The sequence below is a fragment of the Aristaeella lactis genome, from assembly GCF_018118585.1.
Lineage (GTDB): Bacteria > Bacillota > Clostridia > Christensenellales > Aristaeellaceae > Aristaeella > Aristaeella lactis.
In genome coordinates, this window is record NZ_CP069421.1 from 165887 (window position 1) to 182506 (window position 16620).

The following is a 16620-nucleotide window of genomic DNA, read 5'->3' on the forward strand; positions in this document are numbered from 1 at the left end:
AAGGGTTTGAAAGGATTGAACGGGTAAAAGCATTGATAATTATGAGTTACATCCGATGGCAATATATTTGCATTTGACTCAATAAAATACTTGCAAAATGCGTTGAGCCCTGTTACAATGTAACCGTGACTGAAAATGTGACAAAATTTTGAAGTGACGTCATAATTTTGAAATATTTCACGGTTTACTGGAATAAAGTGTTAAAACGCAAGGGGGAGAGCCCGTGGCAGACAGCATCCGCATCCAGATGATGGACCATTTCCTTATCTATATTGATGAAAAAAAGACAGATCATCTGGCGACCAAATCCAAGAAGGGCGCAGCCCTGGTTCAGTATCTGATCCTGAATGAGGGAGAGCCTGTCCCGAACCAGAAGCTCCTGGCTGCCCTGTGGGACGAGGAAAAGAGCACCAACCCCGAAAATGCCCTGAAAACGCTGGTCAGCCGCCTGCGCGTGCTGCTTAACCAGATCGACCCGATGCTGGGCGCCTGCGTTGTTTCCGACCGGGGTGCCTATCACTGGCAGTGCCCGGACTGCATGAGCATTGACCTGTACGAGATCGATGCCATCTTTGAGCGCCTGTCCGAGAATACCCTTCCCGTGCAGGAACAGCGCCGGCTGTATAACCAGCTGCTGGAAATGTACCAGGGCGACCTGCTGCAGCACAGCGAGCAGAATGAATGGGCGCTGGCAAAGGCGACCACCCTGCATAACAAGTATATGGCAGCGGTGTATGCCTATATTGAACTGCTGAAGGATAAGTCCCAGTTCGCGGATATCGTCAGTGTCTGCCGCCGCGCACTGGATGTTGACTCTTTCGATGACCGGCTGCATATGGAACTCATGTCCGCCCTGATCAAGATCAACCGGACAGGTGAGGCACTGGTGCAGTACAAGCACGTTGTGCAGCTGAACTACCGCTACCTGGGTGTCCAGCCCAGTGAGGACCTGCAGGAATTCTACAAGCAGATCATCTCCGCCGGCCGGACGCTGGACTTCAACCTGGAATCCATCCGCAACGAACTGCGGGAAAGCGGAGACCACCGCGGTGCCTTCGTGTGCGAGTACGCCGTATTCAAGGAAATCTTCAACCTGCAGATGCGCAACCTGGAGCGTCTCGGTGCCACCATGTTCCTGGCCATCATCATGGTTTCCCCCTATAACGACAAGGAACTGGATACCCTGCGGCAGAACAACATCATGGACGGCCTGCTGGAAATCCTGAAACAGAACCTCCGTAAGGGCGACACCATCACCCGGTTTGCTCCCTCGATTTTCGCCCTGCTTCTGCCCACGGTCAACTACAATACCGGCGGCATGGTCCTGGAACGTATCAAGCGCATTTTCTACCGGAGCTACCCCAACAGCAACATCGTATTTAACTACCGCGTCGGTCCGCTGAGCTCCCAGGGAATGGCACCGGACCTGCCGGAACTTGAGTCACCGGAAGAATAAAAAAGTTTTTTCAAAAAACACGCTTTCGAAATGAAAGCGTGTTTTTTACAATACAACTCTTTTTCATAATTACATAAAAATACAGCAAAATCAACGCAATGGTGACGCAAAGGATTGCAAACATTTGCATGCAAACGAAATTATACAATCTGCTCAAAATGTTGAAAAATAAGGCTTATCGTGTTATAATCCAGCTGAAAACAGAACATTAAAAACGTTTGCAACAATTGCATTTGCGGTAATTGTTCGGACATTAGTTACAAACAAAAAGCCTGGACGATGTGATGTAACCTTACCGACCGACCTTAAAGGAGTCAAGATTATGAAGAATCGTTTCATCCGGATGCTTTCCATTCTCTGCACGATCATGCTCATGACGGGCCTTGTTTCCGTATGGGCTTCTGCAGAAGAAACGGCTGCCACCCCGACAGACCTGGCACCTTCACAGGAGGAAGAGGCTGCGGTTCCTGAAGAGGAAGAAACAGCTGTTCCGGAGGAGAAAGCAGAAGAAGAGATCGAGACTCCGGAAGATAAGCCCCAGGTTCCGGAAACCGAGGAAGACGAGAAGGAAGAAAACCCCCAGGTTCCGGAAACTGAGGAAGACGGGAAGGAAGAAGAGATTAAAGAACCTGAACCTCCCGTTGACAGTGTTGAAGTGATCATCACGAAAAGTGTGCGCCTGGGTGAAACCTGGGAAGGTGTCACACGGGATACTAAACTGACGGTCCTGAAACTGGACCTGGATAAAGCACAGACCATCCACCTGATCGTGGAAGGCAAAAACGCATGGGCCAATATCCGCAAATCCGAGCAGAGCGCGGACAACCTTCGCAAGATTGAAGCGAATTCTGAAACGAAGCTCGCTGTGATCAACCTGGAAGCTGAAGCAGGTTCCTACCTGATCACCATCGGCCCTGTAGAGCCTAACAAGATGGCCAAAGCAAAGGCAACCATCCTGGATGACCAGGGATATGCCGCATGGGAAGCTTCCCTTGAGAACTCCGAAGAAGAGCCCGTCGAAGAACCGGAAGCAGAAAAGGAAACCGAACCCACTGAAGAACAGCCGGAAGAACCGGAAACTGAACCGGCAGAAGAACTGACAGAGGAGCCCGCGGAAGAGGAAGCCGGTGAGTCTGAAGAAGAGCCCGCCGGAGAACCGGAAGAAGAACTGACAGAAGAACAAGCCGGCGAACCGGAAGAAGAAACAACTGAAGAAGCGAACGACGAAGATCCTAAAGAACCGGCAGAAGAGCCTGAAGAAGAAAACGAGCCTGCGGAAGAAGAACCGGAATCCGGCAGGTCTGTCGATGTGGAAATCAAATGGGATGTTGCTTATCCCATTGTTGGAGATACAGCCCACTTCACTGCCACGCTGAACGGCTATGAAGATGTGGATTATACGGTCCAGTGGCAATACAGCCCGGACAAGGAAACCTGGTACGATATCCCGGGTGAAACAGATACTACCATGGATATGGTTATCACAGAAGAGAATAACGTTGTCTACTGGCGGATCATCGTCTATGTGGAGGAAAACCAGGAAGAATAACAGCCGGATGCCGTGTTCGTTATGAACACGGCAGATGCTGCTTTACCACAAATACTAAAGGCTGACTGAAAAGAGGGAACCAGATGAGATACACATTGAAGAAAACAACGGCATTCCTGCTTGTTCTTGTGATGCTGGTGAACATATTCCCGCTGTCCGTGTTTGCGGCGGATGGTAATACCGGGGAAGTAGAGCCTGCAGGCCTGCCATCTTCATACAGTGTTAAACTGGATGTGGAGGACGGCATTGAATACGTACCGCAGGGGTATTATGTCATTGCATTCAATCCTTCGGGAATAGCGATTCTATCTGCCGAGCTGAGTTATGCGCCTGATGGGACAGAACTGTCCTTTGACAGTTTAAACGGCCAGCAGCAAGCAAATCTTGGTTCCGGTTATTCATACATTGTGGTTAAGCCCAATACCAAGCAATACACTCTGGATGATGACTGGCGGGGTACAACATTAAGCGGCGCCAAAACGCAGCCCAAGTATGATGTTCTTACCGAAGACGGAATATTGGACGGCCTGTATTTCTCCTGGTCGGACACCTCAACAACCAATGGTATCATCACGTTAACTGTTGCTAATGAAGCACCGACAAAAGCTACACGTGACGGTTCCAATGTTACGGTAACCGTTGAAGCTACTAATATTGATCTTTCCGCGGATGGATCGCGTTATTATATTGTTGTGGGCAGCAATGACGACATTGCGCCTTATCAGAATCAGGAAATCACGGCAAGCAGTCCCGCCGGTACCTATGGATTCAGCGTTGACAGACTGGATGAAGTAAACACATTGTTTGTTATTTTGAAACGCTATGAATCCGGCGAAACACCGACGCCGAACGAAAACGGCAATGACGTTGTTTTTAACCTGAATACAAGCAATACGATTTCTGTTGGAGAAAATGATTATAATCTTTCATGGGAGAAAACAGGAGATAGTTCATATAAGATTACAATCACTAAATCGGAGAATAATCAAGGCGGCGGGAATGAGCCGGAACCAACGGAACCTGACGAACATATAGCCATAGTCAAACTCGGCAAAGGTGTCAATCTGAGCGGAACGATTTATGCAATCTTCTTTGACAGAACAAGGGATGGTTATGGTTCTGTAATCGAATTGACAGGGATGACAAGCGGAACAAATCACACCATCCATTCAGGAACAACATTCTCACATCCGGACAAAAATCCGACAACAATCAACTATACATCGGGTGACACCACAGATGTTGTGATTCTGATGGTGGGCCCCAATGATTATTTCAGTTTTGAAAACGCCCTTCGAGGCCAGCTTAACGGAACAAAAATAGATAAAGATTCCAGCACTTACAACAGTTTCCCTGTGCAATACATTCGGAACGATGCGGGGGATATTACTACCATCATCGTTGGTACGCTGCCGGAATATGAAGCAAAGATTCTGTTCAAAGAGGACGGGACGGAAGTCACACCTTCGTTGAATGGGAGATACTATATCCTGGCCAGCACAGACGGAGATGCTTTTGATCTGTATGCTCCGGTCAGCAGCAACGGAACTGTCGGAAGCTTTGTGGGAGATAACGCGGTTTCCAATGGAAAACTGCCGGGAATTCAGCGGATCCAGATTGTGGAATATACCGGTTCTAATGATAATCCAACCCTCCAGGAGCTCCAGAGCACGGGGAACGTATGGCTCGCTGATGGCAGCGAGATGGAAGAATATACATTGAATTATCCGGAAACACTTGAACCGGAAAACAATATCATTACTTTCACAGCAGAAAGCCCCAAACGGTACACATCCTCTATACAGTATTATGAAGGGGATACGGCCCAGAATAATGCTGACCTGAACGGAAACTACTATATTGTGGCATATAAGAACGGAGAGCCCGTAGCTTATTCTGCTGTACCGTCCAATTCCGGAAATATGGTATTTACGGATGATCGGGGAAATGTCATCAGACTGGCAGAAGACATGACCCTTGAGATTAAAAAAACGGACAGTGCAAATGCCTCTCTCGAAGAAGCGGCTGCAGCATCAACTGCAACGACTCTGGGAGAATACGCTCTCACACATCGTTTTGATGAAACAAATGCAGTTTGTACATTTGAAGCGAAGCGCAACGAAAGAAAAGATGTAGAAGTTCGATACTATGATAAAAACGGGAACCCTGATAATAATCCGGAACTGACCGGAAATTATTATATGGTTGCCTCTGACGGTGATGAAGCTCTGTACTATGCTAAAGTTTCCACATCTGACAACAATACCTTCAGCAACGGAGTTGACAGCTTTACCGGTCTGCCGGAAGGTATGGCTGTAAAACTGGTTGAATACCGTGGAACAAAAACCAATCCGACGCTGGCTGACCTCAAGGATCTGGAAGCAACCACTAAGCTGGGGAAATATACCTGGGAGCAGCTGCGTACCAGGGCAGATCCCGGATATGTATTCACCGCGACGGAAACCGGCAAGATCATCGTTCGGGTTTCTACTTATGAACATGACAACGAAACGCCGTTAGTGCCAGATAAAAAAATCCCCGGGAAATACTATATTCGTGTTCCGCTGCTGTCCGGAACTGACGGTACGGAGCTGTGGGGTTATGCTTTACAGGAATTTGAGTTCCCGGAAGACAAAGACTATATTGATGTTGAGATTGAAAAATTCGTTCTGAAAAACGCAAACGCTTTTGAACCGAATACACCGGCAATTAACCTGGATGACGGTTACCACATCGATACCCGTCCAGGACAAATCCGTGTTATAAAACTGAAAGGCGGTCCGGCTGAAAGACCGAAGAACTATGAGGAGGCCTGCGATACTGCCCATGTAGAGGATACACCGCCGGAAGGATGGGCATTCGGAGGCGGAGAAGCAACGGATGACGGTTATAATGTTCATCTGAAGAGGGCTACAGCAACCCCACGCTACCATGTTCGTCTGAAGTTTGATACAACGGATCCGGATGAAATAAACCTGGACGGTGGCGCCTATGTCAAAGTAACTGTTGAGCATAACGTCGGACAGGATACATATGGCTATGTTCAGCTGAGCAATGCGACACACAAGACTGCGGAATACCTGACCGTAGATGAAGAGAACGGCTGCACTTATATTGATATTCCGATCACTGAATGGAAAAAAGCAAATGGAGATGCTGCGGGCCCTGCCGAACAGACATTCACAGGGAGCGAGAAGAAAGTAACGACAGAAATAGCTTATCCTAAGCAGAATACTTCCGGCACAAAACCGTCTGATGGTGCAAAAGTCAATACAGGTGAATATTTGAATTCTTTCCAGATTATCAGCTATTCTTCTGTAGAGGCAAATGGCACCAGCCAGGGCCGTACAATAATTGGGGATCCGGATTATGACAGTTATCTGGATGTTTATGATGTTATTGAACTGAAAAAGAATACAGATAAGTTTACAGGATATACGCTTGAGCAGATCCTGAACGGATACAACATCGTAACGCTCTGCCCCAACACGGTGGCCAGCCCGAGCGACAGCGGAGCCTCTGCATTCGGCGACGGCGACTTCCTGATGGATCAGCATCAGATGGGCGGCGTACTGGTTCGCGGAGATATTATCTACAGGAATGGTACAGGCGTTGCTGACAGCTCGCAGATTACGAAGCCGTCCGTTGTAGGTGGATATGTTCCGCAGAGGCAGAGTTCCTTCTTCAACAACCGTCAGAATAATGATAACAATTGGAATAGCTATGTCGGTTCAGTTAATACGGTTGTGGGTGATCATTATATTAATGGCGCATACACCGGTGAAAACGGTTATACAGGAACAAAGCCTAATGGCGTCACAGTTGTTGATGATGATTATATTGACTGGGATCGCCTGCAGAATATGGTTATCAGCACCTCGAATTCTTTGGGCAATACAGGAACCAGCAATTATACAGTAGATCAAAACAAGACAAACACATATAACGTCTACGCCGGTTCCAATGTGACAATCAATTACCCCGAGAATACTGAAGTTACGATTAATATAATTGTCCTGAATGCAGACGGAACCCCAAGGCAATTCCCGGAAATAACAGGACAGATATATGTTAATGGCCATTATGAGACTGTAAGAACATACGATTACAGCGATATTCCTGCAACGGTTGTAAACAATCTGGGAACCGGAACCTACACTTCTCCCAAGGTAACAATAAACGGCAATCCGTTGAGCACTGTTGAAGATGGTGCCGGCATGTCTCTGCTGTGGAATTACCCGAACGCGCAGCGAGTCAATGTCACCAATGCCGTTACACCCGAATTCGGGCATATCGTTGCTCCGAAGGGATATATTGATGTCCAGGGCGGTAACAACAGTGGGTGTATGGTCGGCAATAAGGTCCGTTCGGCCGGTGAAGGTCACCTGTATCCCTATACAGGTGCAACCCTGATCGGTTTCTATGGTGATCTTGGATTTGAGAAGACAGTCAATGGCGCGAAACCGACAGAGAAACAGAAATATAAATTCACACTGGAAGAACTGACTCCTCATCTGACCAACAGTGAGTACAACACACGCATGGCTGCGCTGACCGGTGAAGATAAGGAGCAGAGGGTATTCTGGCAGCGGCTTCAGACGGTCAATAATGAGGCCGGGAACAACGACAGCAAGGATATTATCAGTTTTGAAGATATATCCTTTGACAGTGCCGGAACATACTATTTCAGGGTGTATGAAGTTCCTGAGGTCATTACGAACACCACTCTGGATTCCCATCAGTTCCTGATTGAATGTAATGTCATCCAGTATGCAGTTGACGCAAGCCACTCCGAACTGCGGATGGGCAGTATAAAGTATTATGAGATCAATTCAGAGGAACCGCTGCTGCATATTTCTAGTTCAAACAGCGGGAAAAATGCCTCTCTTAATCTGGCTGCGATCGGTGCGGAACATGATCTGACATGGGGCAATAACGATCAGTGCGACACCGGAATCACCTTCGCAAATACATTTACTAAGGCTGAAACATTTGTCACATTTACCGGGACTAAGCATCTGGAAGGCCGTAAACTGAGAGATAAGGAGTTTACCTTTACAGTTACGGACGTAACAGATCCGGATGAATCAAAACATACCGAAGTCGCTACCGGAACAAACAAATATAACGGTACATATGACAATGAAATTCATTTCACACAGATCTCCTACAAAGCAGAAGATTTTGCAGAGAATGGTGAAACTAAACAGTTCATATATAAAATAAAAGAAGATATTCCTGATGAAGCTGAAGAAGTAACAGATGAAGAGACAGGAGAAACTGTATACGTCTGGCAGGATATCACCTATGATTCCACAGTAATTACGGCAACTGTTGACGTGACCTATAATCCGAATGCTGATGTAAACAATGGAGAATCTTATTTCACAACTGAAATAACCTATGATCCGGAGGCTCCTGCATTCAGCAATACCTATACTGCAACCGTACAGGAAGACCTGAAAGCAACCAAGACAATATCCGGTCAGCGTAATAAGTTTATAGCGGGCGACAAATGGACATTTACCCTCACAGCAGAAGAAATAGAACAGCCTGAAGAACCCTCCGGAGAACCTACTGAAGAACCCTCTGGAGAGACTTCTGAAGAAACCACAGAAGAACCTGCTAAAACACCGATCCCGATGCCTGTCAAGGATGGGGTGACGACAACACAGGTTACTGTTGAGCCCGATGCAGAAGGTAATATTGCCAATGTGGATTTCGGAACAATTACCTTCACAAAGGCTGATGTTGGCAGGACCTATGTATACACAATTCATGAGGAAGAAAGTACTGTTGACGGGGTTACAAGTGACCCGATAGATAAGACAGTTACGATTACTGTAACTGAAAATGAAAATGAGACATTAAAGGTCACAAAAGTTTTGAGTGATCCAACGATGTCCTTTGTGAACCTCGATGTAGGCAGTACTGATATTGGTGTACAAAAGATCTGGAAAAACAGTAATGGCCAAACAGTTAACCGCACTTCGGGTTCTGCTACTGTGCAGCTGATTGCTGTCCGGACTGAGATTGAGCCGACGGTACCCCCGACGCCGATTACAGAAGATCTGGATGTATATATTAATTGGACAGCAGACCAGCCCAGCGATGCGGAAATAACCGTATCGATCAGCGGTGTTGGGACCCTGGTTCTGAATAATGCCAACAATTACACAGGCAAGTTTAAAGATCTTACCATAGGAGAAACTTACACGCTGACCGCGGAAGTGACGGGCGGCAGTGGAACGAGCCTGGTCAATTCTACCGTGACAACTGATCCAATTGTTGCCGGGTCGAATACAGCTAAATTTGATGCTGAATACTATTCATCGGACAATTACAGGGATCTGACAGTCAGAATCAACTGGTCCGGAAATGCGCCGGAAGGTGATGTGAATATCACAGCATCGACAGACGGGAAGACAGTAACTCTGAACAGAAGTAATAATTGGACGGCCACGATTCAGAATCTGTTAATTGATCACAACTATCCGGTGCAGCTTACTATTCCGGAAAATAGTGGTGTGTCTGTTGTATTGAACCCGAAGACTGCAGAAATAACAGATGCCGAAACCAACGAAGTCGTATTTGATTGTACCTATGCAGGACAGCAACCGACTACGCAGGATCTTACTGTTACTATAAACTGGAACAATCCGCCCAGTGATTTAAGTGTGCCGGTATATGCTGTCAACGGAGATGAAACGAAAACAATAACATTGACTTCAAATGGCACCAGCACATGGACAGGAACGATTACGGGCCTGACGGTTGGGAACACTTATCAGGTATACTGTGGTACATTTGGCGGAAGCAACGCAGAAAAAGCTGATGTTACAGATGATCCAAAGAATATTCCGATTGTTGCAGGCACTAATAGTGTAGAATTTAGCGGAACATATACGAACAGTCAGCCTGATCCTGATCAAAAAATAACATTAACAATCTATAGACAAGAGGGTAATAATGAGAACTCTCGTGATGTGATTTATGGACCGACGGAGTTTGACGTAGGAACAATTGACGTTACAGTTGTAACTAAAGGATATGGCTTGTCTGTAAATTATTCGGCAACCAATGGCGCAAGTGGTTCTACGACACCCGAAAACAGTGATAATGAACATGCACAAACAATTCCTTTCACATTTACCACTTCCGGAGAACATAGTATTACATTTGCAACTGGATGGAGTTTAAGCTCTATTGTCAGTGCAAGTGCTTCTCAATCAACAAACAGCGGTTTGCTGGTGGAGAATCTTAAGAAGGTTCGGTATATAGCTTCAAACGGTACCTCTGATGTCACTTTAAGGTCTACTGGGTCTTCAATAAATATCCAGCAAGGTCTGAAAGCATTGAAGGAAGTTGTTGGAGATGTGGCAGAGGGTGACTATGAGCTGATTGGAGAGCCTGTCACACTGCAATATAATGCAGAGAATCCTAACTTGAGCTGGAAATATGTATGGGAAGACTTGCCAGAGTATTGTCAGGTTGTAGATGAAGAGACTCAGAAAGTAACAGAATATAATCTGACTTACTATGTTATCGAAACTTCTACCAATCCAACAAATATCGTAGAGAACACATATGCGTGGAATAACGATCATAGTGCTGTAACGATTACGAATACAGAAGACTCGAAGAGTGTATCTGTGGAGAAAATCTGGAAGGACGCAGCCGGAGATACGCTGCCGTGGCCTGGCGATAATGTTGTGGTAACGGTCACGCTGGTGGCAGACGGAACAGAGACGAACAAGACGGTCGAGCTGGACAAGGACCATACCAGCGGAAGCTTTACTGGATTGGCGATCACAAATGAAGATGGCGATGAGATTGAATATACCATCGCCGAAACGAACGTGAGTGGTGTGCCAATTGGTTATAGTGCAGCAATAACGGAGAACGAAGCAGGCAATGGATATGTTGTCACGAATACTCTGAAGACTGTCGACATTACAGTTGACAAGATCTGGTCGCTGGCGGAAGCGAACAGCGCGGTTGTCTGCGATGCGACAAATGTCACATGGCCGGCGGGAACGACGGTCAGCGTGAAGCTGCAGAAGAAGGTCGGCGACGGAGAAGTCAAGGATGTGGAGGGTGATGACGCGACAGCGACGCTGAGCGCGGCACATCCGAGCCATACCTTCGAAGACCTGGTCGAATATGAAGGCGACCAGAAGGTCACATATTCCGTGAAGGAAGTGGCGATCGAAGGTACATATGCGGCGAACTTCAACCTGGGCAGCGCGGAGAAACAGGATGACGGCAGCTACAGGATCACGAACAGTGAGAAGGAAGCCGGCCTGACGATTACGAAGAGCTTCGGCGATTCGGATCTGACGGATGCCCAGAAGGGGAATATCGTCTTCAAGGTGACAGGCAACGGACTGAAGAAGGACGGTACAGCCGTCAGCGAACTGACGAAGAAGTACAGCGACTTCACGGGTGATCCGAAGAAGTGGGTACTGACGCAGGCCGACGGTATCATGGACGGCGTGACATACACTGTAAGCGAGACCGCGGACAGTGTGGAGATCACGGGTTACAACCGGACAACGACCGTAAAGGTGAACAGCGACGAGGCAAACGAGCAGCTGAGCGACAGCATAACAATTGCTGAAGGCACCGGAACGGTAGCGTTCGTGAATACGTATACCAAGAAGACTGTCGACATTACAGTTGACAAGATCTGGTCGCTGGCGGAAGCGAACAGCGCGGTTGTCTGCGATGCGACAAATGTCACATGGCCGGCGGGAACGACGGTCAGCGTGAAGCTGCAGAAGAAGGTCGGCGACGGAGAAGTCAAGGATGTGGAGGGTGATGACGCGACAGCGACGCTGAGCGCGGCACATCCGAGCCATACCTTCGAAGACCTGGTCGAATATGAAGGCGACCAGAAGGTCACATATTCCGTGAAGGAAGTGGCGATCGAAGGTACATATGCGGCGAACTTCAACCTGGGCAGCGCGGAGAAACAGGATGACGGCAGCTACAGGATCACGAACAGTGAGAAGGAAGCCGGCCTGACGATTACGAAGAGCTTCGGCGATTCGGATCTGACGGATGCCCAGAAGGGGAATATCGTCTTCAAGGTGACAGGCAACGGACTGAAGAAGGACGGTACAGCCGTCAGCGAACTGACGAAGAAGTACAGCGACTTCACGGGCGATCCGAAGAAGTGGGTACTGACGCAGGCCGACGGTATCATGGACGGCGTGACATACACTGTAAGCGAGACCGCGGACAGTGTGGAGATCACGGGTTACAACCGGACAACGACCGTAAAGGTGAACAGCGACGAGGCGAACGAGCAGCTGAGCGACAGCATAACAATTGCTGAAGGCACCGGAACGGTAGCGTTCGTGAATACGTATACCAAGAAGACTGTCAACATTACAGTTGACAAGATCTGGTCGCTGGCGGAAGCGAACAGCGCGGTTGTCTGCGATGCGACAAATGTCACATGGCCGGCGGGAACGACGGTCAGCGTGAAGCTGCAGAAGAAGGTCGGCGACGGAGAAGTCAAGGATGTGGAGGGTGATGACGCGACAGCGACACTGAGCGCGGCACATCCGAGCCATACCTTCGAAGACCTGGTCGAATATGAAGGCGACCAGAAGGTCACATATTCCGTGAAGGAAGTGGCGATCGAAGGTACATATGCGGCGAACTTCAACCTGGGCAGCGCGGAGAAACAGGATGACGGCAGCTACAGGATCACGAACAGTGAGAAGGAAGCCGGCCTGACGATTACGAAGAGCTTCGGCGATTCGGATCTGACGGATGCCCAGAAGGGGAATATCGTCTTCAAGGTGACAGGCAACGGACTGAAGAAGGACGGTACAGCCGTCAGCGAACTGACGAAGAAGTACAGCGACTTCACGGGTGATCCGAAGAAGTGGGTACTGACGCAGGCCGACGGTATCATGGACGGCGTGACATACACTGTAAGCGAGACCGCGGACAGTGTGGAGATCACGCAGGTTACAACCGGACAACGACCGTAAAGGTGAACAGCGACGAGGCGAACGAGCAGCTGAGCGACAGCATAACAATTGCTGAAGGCACCGGAACGGTAGCGTTCGTGAATACGTATACCAAGAAGACTGTCGACATTACAGTTGACAAGATCTGGTCGCTGGCGGAAGCGAACAGCGCGGTTGTCTGCGATGCGACAAATGTCACATGGCCGGCGGGAACGACGGTCAGCGTGAAGCTGCAGAAGAAGGTCGGCGACGGAGAAGTCAAGGATGTGGAGGGTGATGACGCGACAGCGACGCTGAGCGCGGCACATCCGAGCCATACCTTCGAAGACCTGGTCGAATATGAAGGCGACCAGAAGGTCACATATTCCGTGAAGGAAGTGGCGATCGAAGGTACATATGCGGCGAACTTCAACCTGGGCAGCGCGGAGAAACAGGATGACGGCAGCTACAGGATCACGAACAGTGAGAAGGAAGCCGGCCTGACGATTACGAAGAGCTTCGGCGATTCGGATCTGACGGATGCCCAGAAGGGGAATATCGTCTTCAAGGTGACAGGCAACGGACTGAAGAAGGACGGTACAGCCGTCAGCGAACTGACGAAGAAGTACAGCGACTTCACGGGTGATCCGAAGAAGTGGGTACTGACGCAGGCCGACGGTATCATGGACGGCGTGACATACACTGTAAGCGAGACCGCGGACAGTGTGGAGATCACGCAGTTACAACCGGACAACGACCGTAAAGGTGAACAGCGACGAGGCGAACGAGCAGCTGAGCGACAGCATAACAATTGCTGAAGGCACCGGAACGGTAGCGTTCGTGAATACGTATACCAAGAAGACTGTCGACATTACAGTTGACAAGATCTGGTCGCTGGCGGAAGCGAACAGCGCGGTTGTCTGCGATGCGACAAATGTCACATGGCCGGCGGGAACGACGGTCAGCGTGAAGCTGCAGAAGAAGGTCGGCGACGGAGAAGTCAAGGATGTGGAGGGTGATGACGCGACAGCGACGCTGAGCGCGGCACATCCGAGCCATACCTTCGAAGACCTGGTCGAATATGAAGGCGACCAGAAGGTCACATATTCCGTGAAGGAAGTGGCGATCGAAGAGGTACATATGCGGCGAACTTCAACCTGGGCAGCGCGGAGAAACAGGATGACGGCAGCTACAGGATCACGAACAGTGAGAAGGAAGCCGGCCTGACGATTACGAAGAGCTTCGGCGATTCGGATCTGACGGATGCCCAGAAGGGGAATATCGTCTTCAAGGTGACAGGCAACGGACTGAAGAAGGACGGTACAGCCGTCAGCGAACTGACGAAGAAGTACAGCGACTTCACGGGTGATCCGAAGAAGTGGGTACTGACGCAGGCCGACGGTATCATGGACGGCGTGACATACACTGTAAGCGAGACCGCGGACAGTGTGGAGATCACGGTTACAACCGGACAACGACCGTAAAGGTGAACAGCGACGAGGCGAACGAGCAGCTGAGCGACAGCATAACAATTGCTGAAGGCACCGGAACGGTAGCGTTCGTGAATACGTATACCAAGAAGACTGTCGACATTACAGTTGACAAGATCTGGTCGCTGGCGGAAGCGAACAGCGCGGTTGTCTGCGATGCGACAAATGTCACATGGCCGGCGGGAACGACGGTCAGCGTGAAGCTGCAGAAGAAGGTCGGCGACGGAGAAGTCAAGGATGTGGAGGGTGATGACGCGACAGCGACGCTGAGCGCGGCACATCCGAGCCATACCTTCGAAGACCTGGTCGAATATGAAGGCGACCAGAAGGTCACATATTCCGTGAAGGAAGTGGCGATCGAAGGTACATATGCGGCGAACTTCAACCTGGGCAGCGCGGAGAAACAGGATGACGGCAGCTACAGGATCACGAACAGTGAGAAGGAAGCCGGCCTGACGATTACGAAGAGCTTCGGCGATTCGGATCTGACGGATGCCCAGAAGGGGAATATCGTCTTCAAGGTGACAGGCAACGGACTGAAGAAGGACGGTACAGCCGTCAGCGAACTGACGAAGAAGTACAGCGACTTCACGGGCGATCCGAAGAAGTGGGTACTGACGCAGGCCGACGGTATCATGGACGGCGTGACATACACTGTAAGCGAGACCGCGGACAGTGTGGAGATCACGGGTTACAACCGGACAACGACCGTAAAGGTGAACAGCGACGAGGCGAACGAGCAGCTGAGCGACAGCATAACAATTGCTGAAGGCACCGGAACGGTAGCGTTCGTGAATACGTATACCAAGAAGACTGTCAACATTACAGTTGACAAGATCTGGTCGCTGGCGGAAGCGAACAGCGCGGTTGTCTGCGATGCGACAAATGTCACATGGCCGGCGGGAACGACGGTCAGCGTGAAGCTGCAGAAGAAGGTCGGCGACGGAGAAGTCAAGGATGTGGAGGGTGATGACGCGACAGCGACACTGAGCGCGGCACATCCGAGCCATACCTTCGAAGACCTGGTCGAATATGAAGGCGACCAGAAGGTCACATATTCCGTGAAGGAAGTGGCGATCGAAGGTACATATGCGGCGAACTTCAACCTGGGCAGCGCGGAGAAACAGGATGACGGCAGCTACAGGATCACGAACAGTGAGAAGGAAGCCGGCCTGACGATTACGAAGAGCTTCGGCGATTCGGATCTGACGGATGCCCAGAAGGGGAATATCGTCTTCAAGGTGACAGGCAACGGACTGAAGAAGGACGGTACAGCCGTCAGCGAACTGACGAAGAAGTACAGCGACTTCACGGGTGATCCGAAGAAGTGGGTACTGACGCAGGCCGACGGTATCATGGACGGCGTGACATACACTGTAAGCGAGACCGCGGACAGTGTGGAGATCACGCCAGGTTACAACCGGACAACGACCGTAAAGGTGAACAGCGACGAGGCGAACGAGCAGCTGAGCGACAGCATAACAATTGCTGAAGGCACCGGAACGGTAGCGTTCGTGAATACGTATACCAAGAAGACTGTCGACATTACAGTTGACAAGATCTGGTCGCTGGCGGAAGCGAACAGCGCGGTTGTCTGCGATGCGACAAATGTCACATGGCCGGCGGGAACGACGGTCAGCGCGTGAAGCTGCAGAAGAAGGTCGGCGACGGAGAAGTCAAGGATGTGGAGGGTGATGACGCGACAGCGACGCTGAGCGCGGCACATCCGAGCCATACCTTCGAAGACCTGGTCGAATATGAAGGCGACCAGAAGGTCACATATTCCGTGAAGGAAGTGGCGATCGAAGGTACATATGCGGCGAACTTCAACCTGGGCAGCGCGGAGAAACAGGATGACGGCAGCTACAGGATCACGAACAGTGAGAAGGAAGCCGGCCTGACGATTACGAAGAGCTTCGGCGATTCGGATCTGACGGATGCCCAGAAGGGGAATATCGTCTTCAAGGTGACAGGCAACGGACTGAAGAAGGACGGTACAGCCGTCAGCGAACTGACGAAGAAGTACAGCGACTTCACGGGTGATCCGAAGAAGTGGGTACTGACGCAGGCCGACGGTATCATGGACGGCGTGACATACACTGTAAGCGAGACCGCGGACAGTGTGGAGATCACGGTTACAACCGGACAACGACCGTAAAG

Annotated in this window: 8 protein-coding genes; all 8 read left to right on the forward strand. The window is 49.8% G+C overall.

All coding sequences use genetic code 11. The features are described 5' to 3' along the window. Positions 1–223 precede the first annotated feature (223 nt). The 8 genes from JYE50_RS00770 to JYE50_RS00805 all read left to right on the forward strand — a co-directional run bounded on the left by JYE50_RS00770 (position 224) and on the right by JYE50_RS00805 (position 16618). Positions 224–1456 (forward strand): AfsR/SARP family transcriptional regulator, encoded by a 1233-nt coding sequence (locus JYE50_RS00770; RefSeq protein ID WP_084095978.1) that lies wholly within the window; start codon positions 224–226, stop codon positions 1454–1456. Positions 1457–1778: 322 nt separating this feature from the next. Next, the gene (locus JYE50_RS00775; RefSeq protein WP_084095979.1) at positions 1779–3005 is read left to right on the forward strand and encodes a hypothetical protein; all 1227 of its coding nucleotides are present in this window, start codon (positions 1779–1781) and stop codon (positions 3003–3005) included. Positions 3006–3088: 83 nt separating this feature from the next. Further along, positions 3089–13012, forward strand: coding sequence for a Cna B-type domain-containing protein (locus tag JYE50_RS00780; protein WP_304588088.1), 9924 nt, complete (start codon positions 3089–3091; stop codon positions 13010–13012). A 2-nt stretch (positions 13013–13014) separates the two neighbouring features. After that, positions 13015–13788, forward strand: coding sequence for a Cna B-type domain-containing protein (locus tag JYE50_RS00785; protein ID WP_304588089.1), 774 nt, complete (start codon positions 13015–13017; stop codon positions 13786–13788). Beyond that, positions 13736–14197 (forward strand): Cna B-type domain-containing protein, encoded by a 462-nt coding sequence (locus tag JYE50_RS00790; RefSeq protein ID WP_304588090.1) that lies wholly within the window; start codon positions 13736–13738, stop codon positions 14195–14197. Before JYE50_RS00785 ends, JYE50_RS00790 begins: the two co-directional genes overlap by 53 nt. A 65-nt stretch (positions 14198–14262) precedes the next feature. Next, positions 14263–14454: a hypothetical protein gene (locus tag JYE50_RS00795; RefSeq protein WP_304588091.1), complete on the forward strand. Its 192-nt coding sequence runs from the start codon at positions 14263–14265 to the stop codon at positions 14452–14454. Between the two features lie 2 nt (positions 14455–14456). Further along, positions 14457–16106 carry a hypothetical protein gene (locus JYE50_RS00800; RefSeq protein ID WP_304588092.1) on the forward strand — a complete coding sequence of 550 codons (1650 nt, stop codon included), beginning with the start codon at positions 14457–14459 and terminating at the stop codon, positions 16104–16106. Next, complete coding sequence (locus tag JYE50_RS00805; protein WP_304588093.1) at positions 16103–16618, forward strand: Cna B-type domain-containing protein; 516 nt, start codon at positions 16103–16105, stop codon at positions 16616–16618. Before JYE50_RS00800 ends, JYE50_RS00805 begins: the two co-directional genes overlap by 4 nt. The last annotated feature ends 2 nt before the right edge of the window (positions 16619–16620 follow it).